This window comes from Azospira sp., assembly GCF_030247495.1.
GTDB lineage: Bacteria > Pseudomonadota > Gammaproteobacteria > Burkholderiales > Rhodocyclaceae > Azospira > Azospira oryzae.
Window position 1 is genome coordinate 333,991 of the sequence record NZ_JAOTRW010000002.1, and the last position, 25,004, is coordinate 358,994.

The 25,004-nt window shown below is 65.6% G+C and carries 23 protein-coding genes; 2 read left to right on the top strand and 21 right to left on the bottom strand.

What is annotated here, in order from left to right:
• Window positions 1-50 precede the first annotated feature (50 nt).
• The 11 genes from OEL49_RS01530 to aceK form a co-directional block, all read right to left on the bottom strand.
• Complete coding sequence (locus tag OEL49_RS01530) at window positions 51-1,115, bottom strand: hypothetical protein (protein ID WP_287873822.1); 1,065 nt, start codon at window positions 1,113-1,115, stop codon at window positions 51-53.
• 392 nt (window positions 1,116-1,507) lie between these two features.
• Entirely contained in the window at window positions 1,508-3,637 is a 2,130-nt protein-coding gene (locus tag OEL49_RS01535) for a cache domain-containing protein (protein WP_287873823.1), read from the bottom strand.
• Window positions 3,634-5,019 carry a sigma-54-dependent transcriptional regulator gene (locus tag OEL49_RS01540; protein ID WP_014238297.1) on the bottom strand — a complete coding sequence of 462 codons (1,386 nt, stop codon included), beginning with the start codon at window positions 5,017-5,019 and terminating at the stop codon, window positions 3,634-3,636. The genes OEL49_RS01535 and OEL49_RS01540 overlap by 4 nt, the downstream gene beginning before the upstream one ends.
• A 64-nt stretch (window positions 5,020-5,083) precedes the next feature.
• Window positions 5,084-6,268 (bottom strand): fused response regulator/phosphatase, encoded by a 1,185-nt coding sequence (locus OEL49_RS01545; RefSeq protein WP_014238298.1) that lies wholly within the window; start codon window positions 6,266-6,268, stop codon window positions 5,084-5,086.
• Between the two features lie 64 nt (window positions 6,269-6,332).
• The gene (locus tag OEL49_RS01550) at window positions 6,333-6,644 is read right to left on the bottom strand and encodes an STAS domain-containing protein (protein WP_152089573.1); all 312 of its coding nucleotides are present in this window, start codon (window positions 6,642-6,644) and stop codon (window positions 6,333-6,335) included.
• A 166-nt stretch (window positions 6,645-6,810) separates the two neighbouring features.
• Window positions 6,811-7,389 (bottom strand): SRPBCC family protein, encoded by a 579-nt coding sequence (locus OEL49_RS01555; protein WP_205231375.1) that lies wholly within the window; start codon window positions 7,387-7,389, stop codon window positions 6,811-6,813.
• A 57-nt stretch (window positions 7,390-7,446) separates the two neighbouring features.
• Window positions 7,447-7,992 (bottom strand): chorismate--pyruvate lyase family protein, encoded by a 546-nt coding sequence (locus tag OEL49_RS01560; RefSeq protein WP_287873824.1) that lies wholly within the window; start codon window positions 7,990-7,992, stop codon window positions 7,447-7,449.
• On the bottom strand, window positions 7,989-8,447 hold the full coding sequence (locus OEL49_RS01565) for a DUF192 domain-containing protein (RefSeq protein ID WP_014238302.1): 459 nt from the start codon (window positions 8,445-8,447) through the stop codon (window positions 7,989-7,991). Before OEL49_RS01565 ends, OEL49_RS01560 begins: the two co-directional genes overlap by 4 nt.
• Before the next feature lie 94 nt (window positions 8,448-8,541).
• Complete coding sequence (locus OEL49_RS01570) at window positions 8,542-8,700, bottom strand: hypothetical protein (RefSeq protein ID WP_014238303.1); 159 nt, start codon at window positions 8,698-8,700, stop codon at window positions 8,542-8,544.
• Window positions 8,639-9,304: a pseudouridine synthase gene (locus tag OEL49_RS01575; protein ID WP_152089577.1), complete on the bottom strand. Its 666-nt coding sequence runs from the start codon at window positions 9,302-9,304 to the stop codon at window positions 8,639-8,641. The genes OEL49_RS01570 and OEL49_RS01575 overlap by 62 nt, the downstream gene beginning before the upstream one ends.
• A gap of 1 nt (window position 9,305) precedes the next feature.
• The gene (gene aceK, locus OEL49_RS01580) at window positions 9,306-11,066 is read right to left on the bottom strand and encodes a bifunctional isocitrate dehydrogenase kinase/phosphatase (RefSeq protein WP_152089578.1); all 1,761 of its coding nucleotides are present in this window, start codon (window positions 11,064-11,066) and stop codon (window positions 9,306-9,308) included.
• A gap of 225 nt (window positions 11,067-11,291) precedes the next feature.
• Between aceK and OEL49_RS01585 the strand changes: the two genes are divergently transcribed.
• On the top strand, window positions 11,292-13,532 hold the full coding sequence (locus OEL49_RS01585; protein ID WP_014238306.1) for an NADP-dependent isocitrate dehydrogenase: 2,241 nt from the start codon (window positions 11,292-11,294) through the stop codon (window positions 13,530-13,532).
• Window positions 13,533-13,903: 371 nt separating this feature from the next.
• Window positions 13,904-15,130, top strand: a complete 1,227-nt coding sequence (gene icd, locus OEL49_RS01590) for an NADP-dependent isocitrate dehydrogenase (RefSeq protein ID WP_152089579.1) — start codon at window positions 13,904-13,906, stop codon at window positions 15,128-15,130.
• An 84-nt stretch (window positions 15,131-15,214) separates the two neighbouring features.
• Here icd and nfsB read toward each other — a convergent pair whose 3' ends face one another.
• The 10 genes from nfsB to OEL49_RS01640 form a co-directional block, all read right to left on the bottom strand.
• Complete coding sequence (gene nfsB / locus OEL49_RS01595; protein ID WP_287873825.1) at window positions 15,215-15,868, bottom strand: oxygen-insensitive NAD(P)H nitroreductase; 654 nt, start codon at window positions 15,866-15,868, stop codon at window positions 15,215-15,217.
• A 122-nt stretch (window positions 15,869-15,990) separates the two neighbouring features.
• Window positions 15,991-17,691 (bottom strand): YbaL family putative K(+) efflux transporter, encoded by a 1,701-nt coding sequence (gene ybaL, locus OEL49_RS01600; RefSeq protein WP_014238309.1) that lies wholly within the window; start codon window positions 17,689-17,691, stop codon window positions 15,991-15,993.
• 248 nt (window positions 17,692-17,939) lie between these two features.
• Complete coding sequence (locus tag OEL49_RS01605; RefSeq protein WP_014238310.1) at window positions 17,940-18,458, bottom strand: TlpA family protein disulfide reductase; 519 nt, start codon at window positions 18,456-18,458, stop codon at window positions 17,940-17,942.
• Window positions 18,458-19,285, bottom strand: coding sequence for an ABC transporter permease (locus OEL49_RS01610; protein WP_014238311.1), 828 nt, complete (start codon window positions 19,283-19,285; stop codon window positions 18,458-18,460). Before OEL49_RS01610 ends, OEL49_RS01605 begins: the two co-directional genes overlap by 1 nt.
• Before the next feature lie 24 nt (window positions 19,286-19,309).
• Complete coding sequence (locus OEL49_RS01615) at window positions 19,310-19,744, bottom strand: protein NosL (protein ID WP_014238312.1); 435 nt, start codon at window positions 19,742-19,744, stop codon at window positions 19,310-19,312.
• Window positions 19,741-20,610 carry an ABC transporter ATP-binding protein gene (locus tag OEL49_RS01620; protein WP_014238313.1) on the bottom strand — a complete coding sequence of 290 codons (870 nt, stop codon included), beginning with the start codon at window positions 20,608-20,610 and terminating at the stop codon, window positions 19,741-19,743. Before OEL49_RS01620 ends, OEL49_RS01615 begins: the two co-directional genes overlap by 4 nt.
• 102 nt (window positions 20,611-20,712) lie before the next feature.
• The gene (locus tag OEL49_RS01625; RefSeq protein ID WP_014238314.1) at window positions 20,713-21,678 is read right to left on the bottom strand and encodes a NapH/MauN family ferredoxin-type protein; all 966 of its coding nucleotides are present in this window, start codon (window positions 21,676-21,678) and stop codon (window positions 20,713-20,715) included.
• Window position 21,679: 1 nt separating this feature from the next.
• The gene (locus OEL49_RS01630; RefSeq protein WP_014238315.1) at window positions 21,680-22,552 is read right to left on the bottom strand and encodes a 4Fe-4S dicluster domain-containing protein; all 873 of its coding nucleotides are present in this window, start codon (window positions 22,550-22,552) and stop codon (window positions 21,680-21,682) included.
• Window positions 22,549-23,940, bottom strand: coding sequence for a nitrous oxide reductase family maturation protein NosD (nosD, locus tag OEL49_RS01635; RefSeq protein ID WP_287873826.1), 1,392 nt, complete (start codon window positions 23,938-23,940; stop codon window positions 22,549-22,551). Before nosD ends, OEL49_RS01630 begins: the two co-directional genes overlap by 4 nt.
• A complete protein-coding gene (locus OEL49_RS01640; RefSeq protein ID WP_014238317.1) occupies window positions 23,937-24,920 on the bottom strand; it encodes a hypothetical protein in 984 nt (327 codons plus the stop codon). Before OEL49_RS01640 ends, nosD begins: the two co-directional genes overlap by 4 nt.
• Window positions 24,921-25,004 lie beyond the last annotated feature (84 nt).

Sequence of the window (25,004 nt, forward strand, 5' to 3'; positions counted from 1 at the left end):
CCGAATATTTCTTATGACTTAAAGAAAACAATCACCGGCTTTGAAAACGGTCAATAACCGACTAAGCCGTCCACGTTTCGAAGGCTGGCTGCCTCCCACCTTGTTTGTGTTGCCAATTGCAAAACCTTTTCAACACCACATTGGGGCTGTTCATCACACACTCTATCGAAATAGCCCGCAAGCCACACATACTTAGCGAACACGTCTTCAGGACAATCTGCCTCTCGCGCCTTGCTGAGAATCAAATCACGGACAGGGTTGAGACAGCTTTTCCATAGTTGCGGATCTGTGAAGAACGGATCACCCATAAACGGCGGCAAGAAATTGAAAAATAGGTAGCCGTCAGGACTGGGTGCCCATGGAAGAGCGCCATTTGAATCTTTGCCTTCCCACTCTAAGCAAAGTTCCCTAGAGAGGATCACGCGAGGAGTAGAGGCAAATTTACTCTCCAAATCGTATGCCTGGATTAGCCCTGGGCCAAACACTAGGTTTCCATCGTGAAATATCTCTCCCCGTGAAACTCCGCCTCGAAGAAGGTATCCAGAAGTAATTAGATTAGATGTCAGTATTTGAAGGGCGTTTTGAAGGATATCTTTGCCTTGGCTACTATCTTCAACGCTAATAACTAGCGAATCTGAAAACTGGGTCATCACCGGATTCCCTGGCCATCTCATGCCATGGGGTAGCAGCCCACTTAGTGAGTTGAAGTGATTCGCGACCCAGCCCAATTGGGCCAAAGTTTTTCCCAGCGCCTTTACGACGGCACTTCCGCCACGACTGATTCCAGCCCTCCAGCCTAATATGTCAAGGAACGCAACAATGCGAGTTTCGTATTGAAGACTAGCTTCAAATCGCGCGGCCTCGTCGGCTTGGCGTTTTGCTTCAGCCTCTCTTTCTGGCGCATCGGCATCCCACTTTGCTTTTTGAGCATCAGCCAGCATTTCCTCTTCATCAGAGAACTCGAGGTAGTAGATCTCGCCTGTTTGCACGTTGGTGGTTAGGCTATATCGGCGAGTGTGGTTTCGCGCTTCCAAACGAACAAGCTTCCCGCCCTCGCGCTTGTAAATCGGATATTCGCCAGCGAGATCAACGACAGTTCTATAGGTTGGATTCATTAGCAGAAGGCATCAATAAGTTAGAGAAATCATACGCTTGCAGACAACCGATTATCCTCTTTGCGCTAGGTTGAGCTATGACCGCTTCTGGTCGCCCCCTTCCACCCCCGCCGAGCAGCGGAAGGCGGGCGGGGGTTTTCGGCGAGGACTGTCTGAGCCCCCGCAGGGGGCGAGTTCCGCAGCCGCCCCGCTCGGCTGAGCAGCGCAGGGAAGCCCGCAGGGCCGGGAGTGAGGGTTCCCCTTCTTTTGGTTCCTTTTCTTGGGGAAGCAAGAAAAGGAACACGCGCGGCGGCGCGGAACACAGCCGCAAAATCAACAAACCACGCCCGAAGCGGCAACCCACCCGAGCAAACCCACCAAAAACAAAGGGCAGTTGCAACCGCCCTTTAACCTCACTCCCCCGCCTTCATAAACCTCGCCGCAAACACCGGCGCCGACGGCTGTTCCGTGTATTGCGCCTCCCGGCGCAGCCACAGGGTGAAGGTGGTGTGCTCCCCCGGCGCGCTCTCCACCGAGATGCGCCCGCCGTAGCGCTGGATGATGGCGTAGGAGATGGACAGCCCCAGCCCCGTGCCCTCCTGCTTCTTGGTGGTGAAGAAGGGATCGAAGATGCGGTCCAGGTCGGCCGGGGCGATGCCGTGGCCCGTGTCCCGCACCCGCAGCAGGGCGCCGGGGAAGGAGGCTTCGCCGGGGATGGCGTCGTCGGGGCCGATGTCCCGGCTTTCCACGCTCAGGGTGCCGCCCTGGGGCATGGCCTGCATGGCGTTCATCATCAGGTTGATCAGCACCTGCTGCAGTTCGCCCCGGTTCATTTCCACATTGCAGCCGGCCTCGAGCCGGGTCTCCACCTTGACCCCGGCCTTGTTCAGGTTGTGCCGGGTCAGCACCAGGCAGTCGGCCACCACGCCGTTCACGTCCGTGGCTTCGGCATAGCCGGCGAAGTCGCCGGGGCGGGCGAATTGCAGCAGGCGGGTGACGATGGCGCGGATGCGCTGGGTCTGTTCGTCGATCAGGCGGATCTCGCCCCGCACCGGCTCGGCCTGCTCCCCCAGCACGTCCCGCAGCAGTTCCAGGTTGCCCTGGATCACGGCCACCGGGTTGTTGATCTCATGGGCGACGCCGGCGGTGAGTTCGCCGATGGCGGTGAGCTTTTCGTTCATCACCAGCTGCTGCTGGGCCCGGCGCAGGGTGGCGTTGGCCTCTTCCAGGGCGGCGGTGCGCTCGGCCACCTTGCGGTCCAGCTCGTCGGCGGAGCGTTGCAGTTCCAGGCGGCGGGCAGAGAGGGAATCGAGCAGGTGGTCGAAGGCCCGGGAGAGGCGGCCCAGTTCGTCCTTGCTGGCGCTGGGGCCGACCCGGGCGGTCTCTTCGCCGGCTTCGATGCGGACCATGACCCGGTTCATGCGCTCGATGGGGCGGAAGATGGTCTGGGCCCAGCGCAGGGCGGCCAGGGTGCCCAGGCCGGAAACCAGCAGGAAGAGCAGGAAGAGGCCGGCCAGGGCGCCGTGCAGGGCGGTCTGCAGGGGGGCTTCGAGAAAGCCCACGTAGAGCATGCCGACCCGCTCGCCGCGCAGGTTGAGCAGGGGCTCATAGCCGGAGACGTAGGTGTCGTCCACCACGAAGGCGGAGCCGAGCCACACTTCGCCCCGGCCCAGCACCTTGTCGCGCACGGCCTGGGAGACCCGGGTGCCGAGGGCGCGCCGGCCTTCGAAGAGGCGCACGTTGGTGGCAATGCGGGTGTCGCCGAGGAACAGGGTGGCGGTGCCCTGGCTGCCCAGGGGCAGGGAGGCCTGCTGATAGACGATGGTGTTGATGCGGTCCACGATGCCCAGGTTGCCGTTGAGCAGCACGCCCCCTTCCAGCACTCCCAGCATCTGGCCCTCGCTGCCCAGCACCGGCACCGCGGCCTGGATCACCAGGCCCCGGTCTTCGGCCCGGCGCGGGTCGGGGGAGGCATTGCGGGTGGGCAGCAGGTCCAGGTGGGCCCGCTGGCGCAGGGCAGGCGCCAGTTCGTCGAGCTGCTCCGGGGCGAACACTTCCAGGCCGTGCTGGCCCCGCCCCTGCAGGGCGGACTGGACCACGTCCCAGGCGCTGCGGTCCACCGGGCCGCGGCCGCCGGCCCGCACCCGGCCCCGGGAATCGAGCAGCACCAGATAGTCCAGGCTCTGGGCCAGGGCCGCTTCCTGCAGCAGCAGGTCCATGTCGTCGGGAGCGCCCCGCTGCAGGGCCTGCAGCAGGCGGTGGGAGGAGGAGAAACCTTCCAGGTTGAGGCTGACGCCGCTCTGCACCCGGTCGAAGAACTGGCGGGCGGTGACCAGGTCGGAGCTGACCTTATTCACCAGCAGCTGGTTGTAGCCCTGGGTGCCCCACACCCAGACGATGAGCAGCAGCACCGGCACCCCCAGCAGCAGGGGCGCCAGCACCAGGGCCAGCAGCTTGAGCCGCACCGAGCCGGCGAAGGAGGCCTGCAGTTCCTCCAGGCGCCGCCCGGGATGGCGCAGCCAGGCGCCCAGGCGGCCGCTCATACCCCCCACTCGGCGCACTTGCGGTCCAGGGTCTTGCGGGAGACGCCCAGGAGGTCCGCCGCCCGGGCCTTGCTGCCGTTGCTCTGGGCCAGCACCGCCAGGATGTGGCGTTTTTCCACCTCGGCCAGAAGCAGGGAGGGGGGCGCTGCCGCCGGCTCCATGGCGGCGCCGTCGCTGCCCAGGGAGTCCAGGGGAAATTCGCCGAAGAGCAGGGAGCGCTCGACGAAGTTGCGCAGCTCCCGCACGTTGCCGGGCCAGGTGTAGGCCGAGAGGGCGTGGGCCACCTCGGGGGTGATGAGCAGGGGCGCCACGCCGAGCTGGACGCACAGGTTGTCCATGAACAGGGCCGCCAGCTCGGGCACGTCCTCGGCGCGCTGGCGCAGGGGCGGCACGGTGAGGGTCATCACTTCCAGGCGGTAGAAGAGGTCCTGGCGGAAGCGGCACTGGGCTGCCTCCTGCTTCAGGTCCCGGTTGGTGGCGGCCACCACCCGCACATCCACCGGCACCTCGTGCTCGGTACCGACGGGGCGGATCCTGCGCTCCTCCAGCACCCGCAGCAGCTTGGATTGCAGGGCCAGGGGGAACTCGCCGATTTCGTCGAGGAACAGGGTGCCGCCGTGGGCGTAGTAGAAGAGGCCGTTGCGGGCCTCCTTGGCGCCGGTGAAGGCGCCCTTCACGTGGCCGAAGAGTTCGGATTCGATGAGGTCGGCGGAAATGGCGGCGCAGTTCACCGCAACGAAGGGCCGGGAGGCCCGGGGCGAGAGCTGGTGCAGGGCCCGGGCCACCAGTTCCTTGCCGACGCCGGACTCGCCCTGGATCAGCACCGTCGAGGGCGTCGGCGCCACCCGCCGCACCAGGGCCCGCAGGCGGGCGATGCTGTCGGAGTGGCCGACGATCTCGTCCCTCGCGCCGCCCCGCTCTTCCAGTTGGCGGCGCAGGACGAAGTTCTCCCGGGCCAGGCGGGCGCGCTCGAAGCAGCGGTTGATGGAATTGACGATCTGGTCCACGCGGAAGGGCTTGAGGACGAAATCGGAAGCGCCGGCGCGCAGGGCGTCGATGGCCGTTTCCATGTCGGCGAAGGCGGTGATGAGGATGACGTCGCCGGCGAAACCGGCGGCCTTCAGGTCCTTCAGCCATTCCAGGCCGGATTTTCCGGGCAGGGCGATATCCAGGATGATCAGGTCGAAGTGGCGCCCGGCCAGCTGGGCCGCCCCCTCCTCGGCACTGGCCGCCGCCTCCACCTGCCAGCCGCGCAGGGCCAGGGTGCGGGTGAGGAAGCTGCGCATGCCCTCCTCGTCGTCCACCACCAGCACCGTCGGTTCGGCGGGGCGGTCGGCGGGATCGGGGGATTCGGACCCGGGGGTTTCGGGAATGAAGGCCATGGCGAAGAAGGGAATGGGCGCGGAAAGGGCCGATTATAAGCCCCGCCGGTGCCCCGCCCGGCCCTCAGGGACGCAGTTCCACCAGGGTCAGGTCGTCGCGGAACTGGTCGCTGCCGTGGTAGCGGGCCGCCGCCAGCCAGATGCCCTGCACCGAGCGGCGCGGCCCCGGCTCCGCCAGGAGGGCGAAGATGGCCTCCTCGCCGAAGGCCTTGCCGTTCTCGTCCTCGCACTCGCAAAAGCCGTCGGTGAACAGGTAGAAGCGGTCCCGGGGATGGAACACCAGTTCCGTCGGCGCTTCCGTCTCCCCCAGGTTGGGCTGCAGACCGAGGGGATAGTAGGTCGAGCCCACCAGGGTCAGCTTGCCCCGGCCGCTGCGATTGAAGCAGCCGGGCATGCCGCCATTCCACACCCGCAGCCGGTCCCGGGCGGCATTCACCTCCACCAGGGCGAAGGCCATGAACATCTGCAGCGGCAGGCGCTGGAACATGACCCGGTTGAGTTCGATCAGCAGGGCCTCGGCATCGCCGTTCTCCGCCGCCTGGGAATAGAAGACGTGGCCCAGCAGGGGCGCCACCACGGCGGAGGCGGGGCCGTGGCCGGAGATGTCGCCCACCAGCACCCACTGGCGCCGGTCCGGGGTCATGGCAGAGAGCAGCATGTCACCGTTGCTGCGGTCCACCGAGGAAAGAACGTAGCGCAGCTTGTGGCAATCGAAGGTCTCGGTCTCCCGCAGCCGGGTGAGGATGTCCTCGGCCAGGCAGCGCTCGTGCATCAGCCACTGGTTCTGCTCCGCCAGCTGGCGCCGCGCCTCGGCCAGGGCCACATGACTGCGGACGCGGGCACGCACGATGGAGGGGCTGACCGGGCGGCCGATGAAATCCACGGCCCCCAGGGCCAGGCCCCGGACCTCGTCGCGGATGGCGGTCATGGCGGTGACGAAGACCACGGGAATGGCGGCGGTGGCCGGATCGGACTTGAGCCGGTCCAGCACCTCGTAGCCGTCCATGCCCGGCATCATGACGTCGAGCAGGATCAGGTCCGGCGGCGGCTCGTCCACAGCGCAGGCCAGGGCCTCCGGACCATTGTAGGCGAAGCGCAGGTCGTATTCGAACTGCAGGCAGTCGGCCAGCACTTCGACGTTTTCCCGGGCGTCGTCCACGATGAGGATGATGGGGCGCCGGAGCGTCCGCCACGGACACCCCCTGCCGGCGGGCAGCCCGGAGCTGCCCTGATCGGACGCATGGGACATGAAAGTCGTCCAGCTAAACCGGATCGGAATGGTCGCCGGCGGGCAGAAGCCCGCTGCGGCGGCTTCAGACCAGCTTGAGCACCTTGTGCAAATTGACCAGCTTGAGGACTTTCTTGACGTCGCTGCTGCAGTTGTGCAGCTCCAGGGACTTGCCTTCCCGGGTGACGCGGTCGTTGATGACCATGAGGGCGCCGATGCCCGAACTGTCGATGTAGGTCAGCTTGCCGCAGTCGAGGATGACTCGGCTGGCTTCCGGCATGGCGATCAGGCTGTTGCAGCGGCTGTGGAAATTGACGGTGTTGGAGTAATCCAGGCGGCCCTCCAGGACCAGGGAACACTCGCCATCCGGCTGGCGGATTTCAGCTTGGTTGTCCATTTCTTATCCCCCTGAAACTCCCGGGAGGCAGGCGGGGCCGGCCTCCGGGCAAGATTGAGCCATTCACCCGACCCAGTGCCTCCCTGGAAATGTCTCTCAGCGTTATATGGCGCGGGCCGGAGGGTCATTAGGCTACCGCCGGCCACCCCCCGTCAAGCCCCCGTCATTACCGTACGGAATGGCGCTTTTCCATCTCCGCCGCCATGGCGTTGAACTGCTCGGCCAGCTCGTGCTGCAGCAGGGACGGCCCCAGCAGGGAGGGCAGCCAGAAGTCGGGAACCATCGCCACCCGGTAGGAAAAGCGGGTGCCGCCGTCCAGGGGCGCCAGCACCATGTCGCTCTCGAATTGCCTGGTATTGCCGGCCAGGCCGCGGGCCTGGATGCGCCGCCGGGGCGTCAGGGTGATCTCCCGCAGGGACTCGAAGGCGAAGGAGAAAATGCCGAAGCGGGCCCTCCCCTTCTGCTCCACCTGCAGCACCTGGCCCTGGCGGGAAAGCACCCGGCTGCTGCTGAGATTGGTGAGGATGGCGGCCATGTTGTCGAAGTCCGTCAGCACTTCCCAGGCGACGGACGGCGGCACCGGCACGACGAACTGCGCCTCCACCGTCCACGTCTCGCCCTGGCGGCGCACCTGGATCTCATCTTCGTCGATGCGGACGGGGGCATTGGCGCCGGCGAGGACCAGGCCGGGGGCCAGCGGCAGCAGGGAGAGGGCCCGCAGAAGGAGGCGGCGGCAGGAATCCATGGCCCATTCTTGCGCCGGGCCCTGACCCGGGTCTGACCGGGCCGTGTAAAAGAATGTTCAGAGGGAGAGCACGGCGGGGAGGAAGACCTCGTTCACCAGGAGCCCCTTGGCGCCGCGGCCGAAGCGGGAGCGGCGGGCCCACAGCCAGCCGGGCTGGGGGCCGAGGGCGGCCTCGGCGCTGCGGTAGAGGCGGTGGCGCCGGTCCAGGGCGCGGAATTCGAGGCGGCCCCGGGCGATGCGCGGGTCGGAGAAGAGCAGGCTGCCCAGGGAACGCTGGCCCAGGGCGAAAAAACGCTGATCGAAGGGATGGCGCGGCGCCAGGGGCATAACGGTGTGGGCGAAGACCACCGGCACCTCGTCCGCCAGCAGCAGCACTTCCCGCATCCAGACCCGGGTGCCGGCGGGCAGGCCGAGGCAGGTCGCCTCTTCGCTGCCGATGGGGGCCAGGCACTGGCGCAGGCATTGCACGCGGAAACGGTCGCAGCGGGCACGGATGCGGGCGGTGAGGGAACCCCGCTCCTCCAGCCAGGGACGCAGGGCCGGGTCCGGGGCCCGGCCGCGTTGCAGCAGGGCCGGGCGCCAGGCGGCGCGGGCCGGGATCATCGCGGCGCGGGAGCGCGCTCGATGCCGCCCAGGGTCAGGCCGGCCTTGAGGCCCCGCTGGGCGAACCAGCCCTGGTTCATCTCCAGGGCGAAGCGGGCGTCCTTGTCGGCGCAGTGGCTGTTCTCGGTCTGGGGCTGCATGTCGCGGATGTTGATGATGCGGCCCTGTTCATCGAGGAAGGCGACGGAAAGGGGCAGCAGGGTGTTCTTCATCCACATGCAGTGGCGGGCCGGGAAGGGGAAGACGAACAGCATGCCCTGGTTGGCCGCCATGCTGCGGCGGTTCATCAGGCCCTGCTGGCGGTCCGGATCGGTGTAGGCCACTTCGGCCTCGATGCGGTGGAAGCCGGCAGTCAGTTCCAGGCGGCCCATCTCGGCCAGGGCGCTGCCGCACCAGGCAGCGGCCGCCAGGGCCAGGGCGGCGCCCAGGGAGCGGGAAAGGATGGTGGTATGCATGGGGCGGAATTATAGGCCAGCCGGCAGCGGCTGCCCTATTTTGCGCAGCGCCGGGCCGGGCAGGCCGCAAGCCTGCCGGACCGGCCGCGGCGGCTTAGTGGTGGCGCTTGGCGTGGTGCTTGGCGGCCTTGGCAGGCTTGACGTGCTTGGCATGGCTCGCCTTCTTGGCGTGGTGGCCATGGGTGGCGGCTTCAGCGACGCCGGTGCCGAGGGCGAAGGCCAGGGTCAGGGCGAGCAGTAGGGCTTTTTTCATTTGCAACTCCGTCAGGGGATGGGGTTCGGCCGGGAGCGCCGTCCGGCGCCAGGTCGGCAAAACCGCCCTGCAGCAGACGCCACTCTCCCGGGGCCAGGCCTTCCACGGAAGCCCGGCCGATGGCGGCCCGGATGAGCCGGAGCGTAGGGTAGCCCACGCTGGCTGTCATCCGCCTGACCTGGCGGTTCTTGCCCTCACGGATTTTCAGTTCGATCCAGCTGGTGGGGATGGCAGCCCGGTAGCGGATGGGCGGCTCCCGCAGCCACAAGCCATGCGGTTCTTCCATGAGCCTGGCCTGGGCCGGCCGGGTGACGCCATCCTTCAGGGCAACCCCCTGGCGAAGGGCTTGCAGCGCGGATTCCGTCGGTACGCCCTCCACCTGCACCCAGTAGGTCTTTTCCAGCTTGTAGCGGGGATCGGCGATGCGGGCCTGCAGGACGCCGTCGTCGGTGAGCAGGAGCAGGCCTTCGCTGTCCGCATCGAGGCGGCCGGCGGGATAAACGCCGGGCATCTCCAGGTAGTCCTTGAGGCCCTGCCAGCGGCCTTCGGGGGTGAATTGGGAGAGGACGCCGTAGGGCTTGTTGAAGAGGAGGATGCGGGCCATCTCAGGCGTTTTCCCCGCCGGCGGCATAGAGGCGGCTAAAGCGCAGTTCTTCCGGATAGGGGAAGAAGTCCTCCACCCGCCCCTGGCGGATCTGCTCCTGGGCCGCCTGCCAGAATTCGGGCTGCAGCAGGTCCCGGTGGTGCTTGAGGAAGGCCTGGCGCACCGGCCGGGAACCGAGCAGGAAGGTGGCGAACTCTTCCGGGAAGACGTCGTTGCGGGCCACGGAATACCAGGGCTCGCCGGACATTTCCAGTTCCGGATAGGGGGCTTCCGGGATGGCCCGGAAATTCATGTCGGTCATGTGTTCGATTTCGTCGTAGTCGTAGAAGACGATGCGGTTGTAGCGGGTGACGCCGAAGTTCTTCCACAGCATGTCGCCGGGGAAGATGTTGGCGATGGCCAGTTCCCGGATGGCGTTGCCGTAGTCCTTCACCGCCGCTTCCACCTTCTCTTCCGGGGCGTTGTCCAGATAGATGTTGAGGGGCGTCATGCGCCGTTCGATGTAGAGGTGCTTGATGATCAGGTCTTCCCCGTCCTCCTCCAGGAGGGAGGGCACCTGCTGCCGCAGCTCCTCCAGCAGGGCCGGATCGAAGCGGGAACGGGGCAGGGCCGCGTAGGAGAACTCCAGGGTGTCGGCCATGCGCCCCACCCGGTCCACCTGCTTCACCAGCTGGTACTTGTACTTCACCGTGGCGTGGTCCACTTCCTTGGAGCTGCCGAAGACGTCCTTGATGATCTTGAAGACGTAGGGGAAGGAGGGCAGGGTGAACACCAGCATCACCAGGCCCCGGATGCCGGGGGCGACGATGAATTTGTCCTCCGAATGGCGCAGGTGGTAGATGAGGTCGCGGAAGAACATGGTCTTGCCCTGCTTGCCCAGTCCCAGCATGGTGTACAGCTCGGAGCGGGGCTTGCCGGGCATGATGGAGCGCAGGAACTGGACGTAGCCGGAGGGCACTTCCATATCCACCATGAAATAGGCCCGGGACAGGGAAAAGAGGATGGAGATGCGCCAGGCGTCGAGCAGGATGGTATCCAGATAGAGCTTGCCACCCGGGGTGTGCAGCACCGGGATGGCGAAGGGGTATTCCTGGTTGCCGTTGATGGCCTTGCCGATGATGTAGGCGCCCTTGTTGCGGTAGAAGGCGGAGTACAGCACCTGGATCTGGCAGTTGGCCTCCCGGGCCGGCAGTTCGCCTCCGAGATGGGTCTGGATGGTGCGGTAGAGGTAGTCCACGTCCCGCTCCAGGTCCTCGAAATCCCGCTGCCAGTCGAAGTCCAGGATGATCTGGCGCATGGTCTGGCCGAGGCCGCCCTCCCCCGGGTAGTAGCTGGAGTAGGTGGGCGGATTGGATTCGATGTTCTCCGTGGAGATGGCCGGCCGCACGAAGATGAAGTCGTTGTGGAAATAGGTGCGGTGCAGGATCTTGCAGCACACGGAGTTGAAGAAGGTCTCCGCCAGCTCCGGCTGCTTGTGATTGAGCAGCAGGCCGATGTAGAGCAGCTTCACCTGCTGCCAGGTGGCGTCGTCCAGGGCCTCGGCCCGGAATTCGTCGCGCAGGCGCTCGACGCACTCCTCCACCCGGTCGTCGTAGAAACGGATGCGATCCTTCACCGCCTTGTGCACCGCCAGCCAGTCGCCGGACTCGAAACGGAACTTGGCCTCCCGGCTGGTCTGGCGGAACAGCCGGTAATGCTTGTTGAAGCCGTCGATGAGGGCAATGGCGATGCGATTGGCGGTGGCGGCGGTCGAAATGTCCATCGGCACGGGCGGGACGCGGAAGAAAGCGGAAATCTTAGCACCGGCCAGCCCCGCCTCCCGCGGAAATGGGGCCCGGACAGGCTCCATGAGGGGCCCTGGGGAGGGAAAGGCGGGCATCCATCCCCACGGCATTCATTGCACGGTACGCAATAAGATTGCACCGGGTGATATAATATATATAAGAGTTGTCCGCACCTTTAACTACGAACTATGTGAGGGATTAGCATGTCTGCTGGTAAGTCGAAGATCATTTACACGCTCACTGATGAGGCGCCCCTGCTGGCGACCTGTGCTTTTCTGCCGATCATCCGCACCTTCACCGGTCCGGCCGGCGTTGAAATCGCCGAAAGCGACATTTCCGTGGCCGCCCGTGTCCTGGCCGAATTCTCCGACTACCTGCGCGACGACCAGAAGGTTCCGGACAACCTGGCCGAACTGGGCCGCCTGACCCAGGACCCCGACACCAACATCATCAAGCTGCCCAACATCAGCGCCTCCGTGGCCCAGCTGGTGGCTTGCGTCAAGGAACTGCAGGCCAAGGGCTACGCCATCCCCGACTACCCGGAAAACCCCACCACGGACGAGGAAAAGGCCCTCAAGACCCGCTACGGCAAGTGCCTGGGCTCCGCCGTGAATCCGGTGCTGCGCGAAGGCAACTCCGACCGCCGCGCCCCCGCCGCCGTCAAGAACTATGCCAAGAAGCACCCCCACTCCATGGGTGAATGGAAGCCCTGGTCCCAGACCCACGTGGCCCACATGGACCACGGCGACTTCTACCACGGCGAAAAGTCCCTGACCCTGGACAAGGCCCGGGACGTGAAGATGGAGCTGGTCACCAAGAGCGGCAAGACCATCGTGCTGAAGCCCAAGGTGGCCCTCAAGGACGGCGAGATCATCGACTCCATGTTCATGAGCAAGAAGGCCCTGTGCGACTTCTACGAGAAGGAACTGGAAGACTGCCGCCAGGCCGGCATCCTCTTCTCCCTGCACGTGAAGGCCACCATGATGAAGGTGTCCCACCCCATCGTCTTCGGCCACTGCGTCAAGATCTACTACAAGGAAGCCTTCGAGAAGCACGGCAAGCTGTTCGACGAGCTGGGCATCAACGTCAACAACGGCATGGCCACCCTCTACGAGAAGATCGACACCCTGCCCGAATCCAAGCGCGACGAGATCATCCGCGACCTGCATGCCTGCCAAGAGCACCGTCCCCGTCTGGCCATGGTGGATTCCGCCAAGGGCATCACCAACTTCCACTCCCCCAACGACATCATCGTGGACGCTTCCATGCCCGCCATGATCCGCGGCGGCGGCAAGATGTGGGGTGCCGACGGCAAGCCTTACGACTGCAAGGCCGTGATGCCTGAATCCACCTTCGCCCGCATCTACCAGGAGATGATCAACTTCTGTAAGTGGCACGGCAACTTCGATCCCAAGACCATGGGCACCGTGCCCAACGTCGGCCTGATGGCCCAGAAGGCCGAGGAATACGGCTCCCACGACAAGACCTTCGAAATCGCCGAAGCCGGCATCGCCAACATTGTGGACCTGGCCACCGGCGAAGTGCTGCTGTCCCAGAACGTGGAAGAAGGCGACATCTGGCGCATGTGCCAGGTGAAGGACGAGCCGATCCGCGACTGGGTCAAGCTGGCCGTCACCCGTGCCCGCAACTCCGGCATGCCTGCCGTCTTCTGGCTGGACCCCTACCGTCCCCACGAGGCCGAGCTGATTAAGAAGGTGGAGAAGTACCTCAAGGATCACGACACCAGCGGCCTGGAAATCCACATCATGTCCCAGGTGCGCGCCATGCGCTTCACCCTGGAACGGGTCGCCCGCGGCCTGGATACCATCTCCGTCACCGGCAACATCCTGCGCGACTACCTGACCGACCTGTTCCCCATCATGGAACTGGGCACCTCCGCCAAGATGCTCTCCATCGTGCCCCTGATGGCTGGCGGCGGCATGTACGAAACCGGTGCCGGCGGCTCCGCGCCCAAGCACGTGCAGCAGCTGGTGGAAGAAAACCACCTGCGCTGGGATTCCCTGGGCGAGTTCCTGGCCCTGGCCGTGTCCCTGGAAGAGCTGGGCATCAAGACCGGCAACGCCAAGGCCAAGCTGCTGGCCAAGACCCTGGATGAGGCCACCGGCAAGCTGCTGGACGAGAACAAGTCCCCCTCCCGCCGTACCGGCGAGCTGGACAACCGGGGCAGCCAGTTCTACCTGGCTCTGTACTGGGCCCAGGCCCTGGCCGCCCAGTCCGAGGACAAGGACCTGGCCACCAAGTTCGGCCCCCTGGCCAAGTCCCTAGCCGAAAACGAGCAGAAGATCGTGGACGAGCTGAAGGCGGTCCAGGGCAAGCCCGTGGATATCGGCGGCTACTACCTGGCCGACCAGGCCAAGGTGACCGCCGTGATGCGCCCCAGCGCCACCCTCAACAGCCTGCTGCAGGCCGCCAGCGCCGCCTGATCGGCACCTGCCCGGCCCACGGCCCGGTCCAGCCCCCGTCCCGGGGTTTGGCCGGGCCGTTTTTCTTGTGTCGGCACCGGCCTTGCCACCTGCCGGACGCACCCTCCCGTTCCGCCTCTCTTCCGCCCCCCTTCTCTGCTCCTCTCCCCGCCAGCTTCCCGGTGGACAACACCCGATTTCCGCCGGCGCCAGCCCCATGTCCCGGCCCTGGATGGGCGTCTGTCCCCCCTCCCCGTTTTTCATACATAATGCCCCGGTGCCGGCCTGAGTTTCTCCTGGCCCACGGCCCTCGCCCGGCATGATCACGACGGGGTTTCAACGCAAAACCCTGCGCTCACATAACAACTCTCATCTCTCATGGAGCTAAGGAAATGAGTTCACACATCAAAGTCCCTCAGGGCGGGCAGAAGATCATCCCGGGCCAGCCCATTCCCAATAACCCCATCATTCCCTTCATCGAAGGTGACGGCATCGGCGTGGACATCACCCCGGTGATGATCAAGGTGGTGGATGCGGCCGTGCAAAAAGCCTATGGCGGCCAGAAGAAAATCCACTGGATGGAGGTTTACGCCGGCGAGAAATCCACCCAGATCTACGGTGCCGACGAGTGGCTGCCCAAGGAAACCTTCGACGCTCTCAAGGAATACTCGGTCTCCATCAAGGGGCCCATGACCACCCCGGTGGGCGGCGGCATCCGCTCCCTCAACGTGGCCCTGCGCCAGGAGCTGGACCTCTACCAGTGCGTGCGCCCGGTGCAGTACTTCAAGGGCGTGCCTTCCCCCCTGAAGCAGCCCGAGCTGTGCAACATGGTGATCTTCCGCGAGAACACGGAGGACATCTACGCCGGCATCGAGTGGGCCCACGGCTCCGAGGCCTGCAAGAAGGTGATCAAGTTCCTGCAGGAGGAGATGGGGGTGAAGAAGATCCGCTTCCCCGAATCCTCCGGCATCGGCATCAAGCCCATCTCCGTCGAAGGCACGGAGCGCCTGGTGCGCGCCGCCATCAAGTACGCCATCGACAATGGCCGCAAGTCGGTGACCATCGTGCACAAGGGCAACATCATGAAGTTCACGGAAGGCAACTTCCGCGACACGGCCTATGCCCTGGCCAAGCGCGAGTTCGGCGGCGTCGACATCGACGGCGGTCCGTGGCAGAAACTGCCCAACGGCATCGTCATCAAGGACGCCATCGCCGACGCCTTCCTGCAACAGATTCTGCTGCGCCCGGCCGAGTACGACGTGATCGCCACCACCAACCTCAACGGCGACTACATCTCCGATGCCCTGGCGGCCCAGGTGGGCGGTATCGGCATTGCTCCCGGCGCCAACATCTCCGACCAGTACGCCTGTTTCGAGGCCACCCACGGCACGGCGCCCAAGTATGCCGGCAAGGACAAGGTGAACCCCGGTTCCCTGATCCTCTCCGCCGAGATGATGCTGCGCCACCTGGGCTGGAAGGAGGCGGCGGACCTCATCATCAAGTCCATGGAAGCGGCCATCGGCGACAAGGTGGTGACCTACGACTTCGCCCGGCTCATGGAAGGGGCGACGGAAGTGTCCTGCTCCGAGTTCGGCGAGGCCATGATCGCCCGCATGTAAGCCGCCGCTGCGGCCACAAAAAAAGCCCCGCCATGCGGGGCTTTTTCTTTCTGCCTGCCAGCAGGGACCGGCTGGAGAAGCGCGTCAGATCTCGCTGATGACGGCGCTCTCGGGCAGGCGGGACTTGGGCAGGCGGGCATTGAAGTCGTCCTCGCTGCGGTAGCCCAGGGCCACCATGACCCGGCTGCGCAGCCCCTTGGCCTTGAGGCCCAGGGCCTCGTCCACGGCCTCGGGGCTGAAACCCTCGATGGGGCAGGCATCGATGCCCAGGGCGCCGGCCCCCAGCAGCAGGGTACCCAGGGCCAGATAGACCTGGCGGTCCATCCAGGAGGCCTCGTCCTGCAGCTGCTGCTGGTGCAGGCCCACGTAGAAGGCCCGGCCCTTGGCCTGGGCGGCCTTGGCCTCGGCGTTGGCAAAGCGGCCGTCGGCCTCCTCCTGCGCCAGGATGGCCGCCAGATGGCCTTCATCCAGGCTTTCCCGGGCGCACAGCACCACCACCTGGGAAGCATTGCGCACCTTGGGCTCGTTGTAGGGGAAATCGGCGCTGAGGGTGGCGGCGATGCGGCCCTTGGCAGCGTCGCTGCCGGCGATGACGAAATGCCAGGGCTGGGAATTGACGGAGGACGGGGCATTGCGCAGCAGGGTGCGCAGGGCCGCCAGATCGTCGGCGGCAATCTTGCGGCTGGGATCGAAGGCCTTGGTGGTGTAGCGTTGTGCGGCTACCTGGGCGATGTTCATGGAAGCTCCTGGGGATAGGGGAAGAAATTTGCCCGGGAGCATACCGCCGCCCGGGGCCGAAGCAAAGGCCGGGAATTCCCGGCCGGCCAACCTCTCGACTCGGGGCCGTCGCCGGCCGCCCCTCAGGCGCCCTTGCCCATCCGCGCCAGCACGTGGCGGGCCATGCCCTTGGCCAGTTCGTCCTCGCCCATGAAGACCGTGCCCAGGCTCTCCTGGCGCAGCAGGCCGGCCTCCTCCTCGGAGTGGGTGCGCAGCACCACTTCGATGGCCGGATTTAGGGTGCGGGCCATGTCCACGATCTTGCGCACGTCCAGGGTGTCGGGCGTGGCGATGACCAGCATGCCGGCCCGGGCGATATGGGCCTGGATCAGCACCGCCGGGTCCGAGGCATCGCCGGAGACGGCAGGCACCCCCCGCTCCCGCAGCTTCTCCACCACCTGGCGGTGCTGCTCGGCCACCACATAGGGAATCTTCTGGGCATCCAGGGCCTCGGCGATGCGCCGGCCGACCCGGCCGTAGCCCACCAGCACCACCTGGCCGGAGAGGAAATGCTCTTCCACCGTGGTCGGCAGGGCGGCCGTCGGGTCTTCCCGCATCTCCAGGCGCCGCGCCAGGGCGGAATGGGCCAGGGCCCATTTGCGGGCCGGACCGATGGCGGCAAAGACGACGGAGTTGAAGGCGATGGAAATCAGGGCCCCGGCCAGGATCAGGCTCTGCCCGGCCTTGGGCAGCAGGTCCAGGGCAACGCCCAGGCCGGCCAGGATGAAGGAGAACTCGCCGATCTGGGCCAGGCTGGCGCCGACTGTGAGGGCGGTGTTGAGGGGATAGCGGAAGGCCAGCACCAGCAGGATGGCAGCCACCGTCTTGCCGACGATGACGACGGCGGCCACCGCCAGCACCTTGCCCGGTTCCTGCAGCAACACCTGGGGATCGAAGAGCATGCCGACGGAGACGAAGAACAACACCGAGAAGGCGTCCCGCAGGGGCAGGGATTCCTCCGCCGCCCGGTGGGCGAAATCGGATTCGCGCATCATCATGCCGGCGAAGAAAGCGCCCAGGGCGAAGGAAACGCCGAAGAGCTTGGCCGAGCCGTAGGCCACGCCGACGGCGGCGGCAATGACGCAAAGGGTGAACAGCTCCCGGGAGCCGGTGCGGGCCACGGCCCACAGGATGCGCGGGAAGAGCCGCCGCCCCACCACCAGCATGAGGGCGATGAAGGCTCCCACCTTGGCCAGGGTCACCGCCAGGGTGCCCCACAGGCTGCCGCCGGCGCCGTGGGCATCGGCAGCGCTACCGCCCAGCAGCTCGGCCAGGGGCGGCATCAGCACCAGCACCAGGACGCACACCAGGTCCTCCACCACCAGCCAGCCGACGGCGATGCGGCCATTCACCGAATCCAGGATGCCCCGGGTCTCCAGGGCCCGCAGCAGCACCACGGTGGAGGCGCAGGAGAGGGCCAGGCCGAAGACCAGGCCGCCGCCGAAAGACCAGCCCCAGTACATGGCCAGCACGGTGCCCAGGGCGGTGGCCACGGTGATCTGCACCACGGCGCCGGGAACGGCGATGCGGCGCACATTCATCAGGTCTTCCAGGGAGAAGTGCAGGCCGACGCCGAACATCAGCAGCATGACGCCGATCTCGGCCAGCTGGCCGGCCAGCTCCACGTCGGCGACGAAGCCCGGGGTGGCCGGGCCCATGATGATGCCGGCAATGAGGTAGCCGACCAGGGGGGGAATCTTCAGGCGGGCAGCAATGAAGCCCAGGATCATGGCCAGGCCGAAGCCGGCGGCCACGGTGGTGATGAGGCTGATGTCGTGGGGCATGTTGCGGTCCTTGCGGGGAGTGTTAGCAGACTAGCGCCAAACAGGCGGCCACGCACTCCCCTCCCCTCGACATCCGCCGGGATCGGGCCGACACGCGCTGACCTTTCGCCCGGCGAAGCCCATTGTCCCACGAAGGGCGCCGCGGCTGGATCAGGGAAACGCCGGACAAACGGACGGCAGGCACCGCGCCGGGGACCCGGTGCGGCCAGGAAAAATCGGGGGAAAAACAGCGGGGCGAGGCCCGCCGCTCAGAACAGGGGCGCCAGGGCCTTGTCCAGGTCTTCCAGCTTCATGCCTCCCAGCTTGCGGGCGACGATGTGGCCCTGGCGGTCCAGGATCACCGTGTAGGGCAGGCCGGCCTTCTCGTTGCCCAGCTGGCGCATCAGGTCCAGCCCGGGCTGCAGGCCGGAAACCAGCACCGGGTAATTCACCTCGTAGGCCGAGGCGAATTCCTTCACCGCCTCCTTGCCCTCTTCCACCGCCACGCCGACGATGGTCAGGCCCTTGGCCTTGTACTTGTTCTGGATGCTCACCAGATCGGGAATTTCCTTGCGGCAGGGGCCACACCAGCGGGCCCAGAAATTCACCACCAGGGGCTTGCCCCGATAGCGCTCCAGATTCACCTTCTCGCCGGCGGTATCGGGAAAGCTGGCGGCGAAGAGCGGCGCCGCGGAGGCCTGCTCTTCGGCGACAGCCGCCAGGGGAGCGGCAAACAGCAGGGCGGAGGCCAGGGCGGCGAGGGAGGAACGCAAGGGCAGCATGGGCATCAGGGCAGGTCGGTTTTGCGGAAAGTCAGGAAGCCGGCCAGGGCCGCAGCGCTGCCCAGGAGGACCGGATAGGCCAAAGCATAAACCTTGTAACCGAGAACGCCAAAGGTATCCAGGATCACGTACGCGGAGGGCCCGAGGACGATCAACTGGGGATCGAAGAGGGCCAGGGCCGCGGTGCGGAACACCTGCAGGGGGTTGGCCAGGGCGATGCCGATCACCGTTTCCGGACTGACCTGGCCCTGGATCAGGACGCCGAGGAGGATCAGGTCGAGGAACACCAGCATCAGCAGCCAGACCATGAAGGCCGTGCCCTGGGCCACGTCGGTGCTGCGGGCCAGGGTGGAGATGAGCATGCCGATGCCGAGGAAGCACCAGGCCATGGCGGCCAGCAGGGCGGTGTAATAGACGAACATGCCCCAGGGCACTTCGATGCCCTTGATCAGGGCCCACAGCACGGCGCCCAGCATGGCGACGAAGACCGGCAGGAAGATGGTGACGTAGCGGCCCAGGAACTTGCCCCAGAACCAGGCCGCCAGGCCCACGGGCAGGGACAGCAGGTATTCGAAGACCCCCGCCTCCCGGTCGCCGGCGACGGAGCGCACAGTGGTGACGAGGACGAAGATGGGCAGGATGGCCATGGCCAGCTGGATGTAGGTCACCAGCAGGCGGGACAGGCCGATGAAGCCCAGGACCCGGGATTCGGTCAGACCGAAGGCGAACAGCAGGGCCACGATACCGCCGAAGACCAGGCTGTAGATGAGGAACCAGCGGGCCCGCAGGGATTCCACGATGTCGAGTTTGGCGGTGAGCCAGAGGGTTTTCATTGCTGTCCTATTCCCTGAGTATTTTTATTTGCCTTTGGCAAGGACCTGCTTCTTCGCTTCGTCGAAGCCGATGCTGCCCTCCACCTTGTCGGCCACGGCACCGAAGCCGTAGGCCATGGGAGTGCGCTTGCCGCTCACGTAATAGGCCTTGCGTGCGTCGAGCCAGCGGCCGTCGCGGGAATCGGCGATCCAGAATTCCATGCGCGGGTCCGACGACCAGGGCTGGTGCTCGCTCCAGAAAATGGCGCAGCCGAAATCGTCGAACTTGTAGACCTTCTTGCTGTAGGGATCGCGGATCTGGGCCGCGTAGGCCTTGTCGCTGATGGCCATGCCGCAGCGGGTGCAGCCGTCCCGGTCCCACTTGATTTCCACCGGGCCGCTGCTGGGCTGGCCGCCGCAGCCGGCGAGGGAGACGAAAACGCCGGCCGGCACCGAGAAGAGAAAGGTGCGGCGCTTCATTGCAGGGTCACTCCCGTGACCTCCTGCATGTCGATGCGGGTCAGCAGGCCGACGTAGCGCGACACCATGCCGAGGAAGCGCAGGCGGTCCGGGCCGGCCACCTGGCCGTGCCAGGAGAGGCCCTCGTTGCGGGCGGCGAAGCCCCAGCCTTCAAGGGCCTTGGCGATGGCCGGGTCGGCCCGGCGCAGGTCCACATGGCAGTCGAGCAGGGTATCCATGCCGGAATCGTCGGCCACCCGGTCGTCCAGCACCACCTTGCCCATGTCCATCTCGATCACCCGGTTCACCAGGGCCGCCACCTCGTCGAGACGGTGGCTGGAAATGATCATGGTGCAGTTGTCCTGGCGCTCGGCCAGAAGCTGGAAGAAGATGTGGCGGGCTTCCGGGTCCAGGTTGGCGGCCGGTTCGTCCATCACCAGCACCTGGGTGTCGCGCCCCAGGGCGATGGCGATCAGCAGCTTCTGCTTCATGCCGCCGGAAAGGCGGTTGAAGGGACGGGCGGCGATGGCGTCCACGTCCAGGCCGAGGCGGTCGGCGATGGCGTGGATGCGCCGGGGATCGGACTTGCACACGGCAGCGGCGAAAGTCACCAGCTGGCCCACGGGCATTTTCAGGGGAGGCGGCAGTTGGGGCACGAAGCCCACCTTGCCCAGCACGTCGGCCCGATGGGTCCGGGGCGCCTTGCCGTCGATGCTGACCTCGCCGCCGTAGGTGTATTCCCCCAGCAGGCAGCGAATCAGGGTGGTCTTGCCGGCACCGTTGGAGCCGATCAGGGCAATGCGCTCGCCCAGCTGGATGTCCAGGCTGACTCCGGCCAGCACCTGGGCCTTCTTGAAAATCTTGCTGACGTTGTCGAAACGGATCATGGGAAAGGAGATTTCTCGCAAAGCGTTACAGGGCCAAGGCCGCAGGATGCCAAAGCCCGGGCTGCGGCGCTTTGATATTTATCTCCTTCGGCTCCATTTTTCCTAAAGCAGTTTGTCCAGGCCCTTGACCCCGTAGGTCAGGGCGCCGCTGGGGCAGGTGTCCACGCACAGGCCGCAACGGGTGCAGTCGGGGCCGATGGACATCACCGCCTCCTCGGCCCGGCCCTTGATGACCACGTCGAGAACGTGGGGCACTAGGCAGACCTTGCGGCAATCGCCCTCATGGAAGCACTTGTCCAGGCGGTAGACGATGCGCAGGGGCGACACGGTGCCCACCATACCGTAGGTCAGGCCGATGGGACAAACATATCGGCACCAGGCCCGGCGCGAGTAGAAAACTTCGAACAGGAGCAGCAGGAAGACCCAGGCCAGGGCCAGGCTGGGGCCGTAGATCAGGGCCCGGGACAGGATGCCGGTGGGGGACAGGGTCTCGAACACGGTGTAGCCGGTGACGATGGCCAGCAGGGAGAACAACACCCAGAACACGGTGCGGGTGCCCCGGTGGAACTCGTGGTCGGTGACCCACTTCTTCTCCACCAGCTTCAGGTGCAGGGCCTCGAACCATTCCGCCACCAGGTGGTAGGGACAGACCCAGGAGCAGAAGGTGCGCCCCCCCAGCAACACCCAGAGGAAGAACACGGTGGCGGTGCCGATCAGCAGGTTCACGATGATGTGCTTGTGGGCCAGCATCACCTGCAGGGCGGAGTTGAGGTCGATCAGGTGGAAGCCGACGAAGCGGGAGGCGGTGAGGGCCCCCTCCAGCATCTGGATGTCCAGCCAGAAGGAGACGACGAAGAGCAGGTTCACGGCGATGAGCACGGCCCAGCGGCGGTTGCGCCACTTGTGCTGCAGCAGCTGGTGCTCCCGGGTGTGCTGCTTCATGGCCTCGAAGTCGGCCTTGTTGAGGCGCTTCAGCTTGTGGATCTGTTCCGCCTCCGGACTGTAGGCGGCGGGCTTTTGCGGCTCCCGGCCGAGCATGACCAGGAGCTTTTCCTTGAAGCTTTTCATTTCAGGCCTCCCAGGTCTTGCGTTCGTCCACCACGATGGCGGCCATGCCGCCCGCTTCCACGGGGCAGATCATTTCGCAGACGCCGCAGCCGACGCATTGTTCCAGGACCTCCGGCACCGCCCGTTTGACGCCGTCGCCGTTGTCCACGAACTTGAGGCGGATGGCGTCCTTGATCGGGCATTCGGTGACGCACAGGTCGCACAGTTCCCGCTCGTAGGGATGGTCCGCCACCGGAATGGGTTTCCAGCGGTCCACATCCATGTAGCGCATGGTGCCCTTGAAGCCGGCGCCCCGGGCCTGCCCCTTGAAGCCCTTGCCCTGGGCCGCCAGACAGATCTGGGGCTGGGCCAGGCGGGCCAGGCCCATGCGTTCCTTCAAGTTGAGGGTGGGCTCCGGGTCCTTTTCCTTGGCCTTGAGAATGGGCAGACGGGCCAGGTGGGCGCCGGGCCGTACCGCCAGGAAACCGGGCTTGTCGTAGGTGAGGGCGCCGGTGGGACAGGCCAGGATGCACTGGCCGGCATCGCAGGAAAAGTCGCAGGCCTGCTCCCGGGCGTCGATGTGGGGCACGCCGATGCCGTAGCCGTCCGTGAGATCGCCCAGCTTGATGGCCTGCACCGGGCAGACCTGGACGCACTGGCCGCACTTGATGCAGGAGGCGAGGAAGTCCTTTTCATCCAGAGCGCCGGGGGGACGCAGGCGGGTGCGGCTGGCCCGGGCCACGGGCAGATAGCCCAGCAGGGCCAGGCCGACGATGCCGCCGGTCAGGAGGGAACTGCGGATGAAGCGACGTCGGGCAGTGCGCTGCTTGGCGGAGCCGGCGGGCTTGGCAGCATTGCCGGCAGGCGTATCGGATTCCGGGTTGTTGTCACTCATGGTGCTTTCCTCCGGGGATTCTTGAACACCGGGGCTTCGTCCCGCACCATCAGCACGGGGTCGGAAAAGGGAGCCAGGCGCTCGAGGAAATCCAGTGATTCCATCATGGGGGCGCTCTTGAAAAAGAGGGCGAAGGGCACTTCCATCCACAGGCGGTCGGCGTAGGCGTAATCCTCGTAGGGCGTGTCGCCGACGCCGTCGTTGTTGCGGTCGAAGCCCTGGTAACCGTCCCAGTAGTTGCCGTGCCAGCGGTTATGGGCGGCACCGCCGCCCCCGGCCACGGCCACGTCGGCCAGGTTGCCCTCGAAGACATTGCTCTCGAAAACGCTCCCCTCCCGGTCGGAGACGAAGCTGACGGCAATGCCGTTGAAGGCGAAGCGGTTCTTGCGCACTTCGGTCTTGGAGCCGGGCTCGAAGGGCGACAGGTCGGTGCCGATGCCGGTGGAGCAGTAGAGGATTTCGTTGCCCTCGATGACCGTGTTGCTGGCCTCCTTCAGGCCCACGGCCATACCGGTGGCGCCGGTGGCATGGGAGATGGTGTTGTTGCGGATGTAGGCGCCGTTGGTGTACATGAGATACACGCCGACGGCGTTGTCGTAGAAGCGGTTGCCCTCCACCGTGTTCTCGTGGGCGAACATGAAGTGGATGGAATAGCGGCTGCGCCGGCTGACGTTGTTGCGGAAGACGTTATGGTCGGAATACCAGGCCACCATGTCCCGGGAATCCTCGATTTCATTGCCTTCCAGCAGGTTGTTCTTGCTGTACCAGAGGCGCACGCCGTCGCCCCGCAGGCCCAGGTCGAAGGGCTTGGAGCGGATGTAGTTGCGGGTCAGCTTGTTGTCGTTGGACTGCTTCAGGTCGATGCCGAAAAGACAGTTGGTGATGCGTACCTGGTCGACCACGTTGCGGTCGCCGCGCACATTGAGACAGGCATCGTCGCTGTCGTGGGAACCGCCGGAATTGGTCAGATGCACGCCGCGCAGCACGGCACCGCTGGTATCCAGGACGAACACCGTGCCCTTGCCGCCGCCGTCGATGATGACCTGGCCCTGGGCCTCGATGGTCAGGGGCTTGTTCACCACCACCGGACCGGAATAGCTGCCGGCCGGCACCTTCAGCACCGAGCCTTCGGGAGCCTGATTGACCAGGTCCTGGAACCAGGGAATGCCGGCCACCGCCGGCGCCGTGGGCAGGGGCACCTTCTCGCCGGAGGCACCCCAGGCGCTGCCGGCAGGCTTGCCCATGCCGTCATCCGCACTGGATGCGGCTGCCGGCGTATCGGTGGCGGCGCCAAGGGCCCGCAGGGCGTAATCCGGGTCTCCCACGGCAACGCTTACCGCCGCCCACACCAGCAACGGCGAGGCGGCGACTGCAAGCAGGCGTCTCACTCGGCAGCCCCCTCGCGCACCTGCTTGCGCCGGATCAGCAGGGCCGGCATGAGGCTGAGGAACATCAGCACCAGCAGGCCGTAACCCCAGTAGGGATAGGAGTAGGTGGAGAACTGGGCCACCTTGCCTTCGCCGAAGACGGTGGGCATGAAGGGCTTCACCGTGAAGGCGCCCCAGGGGTGCAGGTTGTGGCCGAAGAACCACAGCCAGGCGGCGTAGGTGACGACGAAGAAGAGGGGCAGCAGGGCCGGCACCAGGGCCAGCAGCAGGCTGAAATTGCGCACCTTGGCAACGCCGGCGACGACGATGCCCATGACCAGGATCAGGCCGACGATGACGATGTGGCTGATGAGGGTGACGTTATCGCCCCAGGCCTTGATCTTCTCCGGTTCCTTGAAGAAAGTGCCGGCCTCCTGGACGTAGGCTTCGACGTGGCTGGCCAGATGGCCGAGCACGTACTGGTCCACCAGCATCCAGGCGGCAACGGCGGCAAAGCCGGCGGACAGGACCAGGATGCGGGTCTTGCGCTTGGTCACCATGAAGCCGGCCAGCATGACGGCGAAGAAGCCGAAGAAGAACTTGGCCAGGGGCTTCTCCACCGGTGCACCGGTGGCGATGGGGAACATGCCCACGTAGTGGTTGATGGTGTTCATCTCGTGGACGCAGTCCAGGCCCTGGGCCCCCTTGTTCACATCCTTCTTGGCATCCAGGATGGGGTTGTAGCGTTCGGTGTTTTCATCCAGGTCCTGCTGGATGATTTCGTTGGCCATGCGGGTGCCGACCCCGGCCGCCTTGCAGCCGTTGTAGACGCCATCGAAATGGAAGTGGATGCGGATGCCGTCAGGAAAGGCGTCCTTGGGGTAGTTCGGCGCCGTCAGGGAGACCCACCAGATGGGGGCGAAATAGGCGGCCACCATGGCCACCAGGGCGATCAGGGTCAGTCCCTGGACCAGGCGAGTCTGTTTGGTTTGGGTATCCATGTTCTGCTGTCTCTCGAAAAGCAGCCCCGCTTACCGGCGACGGCCGCAGGATGGTAGTGCTAGTTATTTTTGACCGGCCTTCCC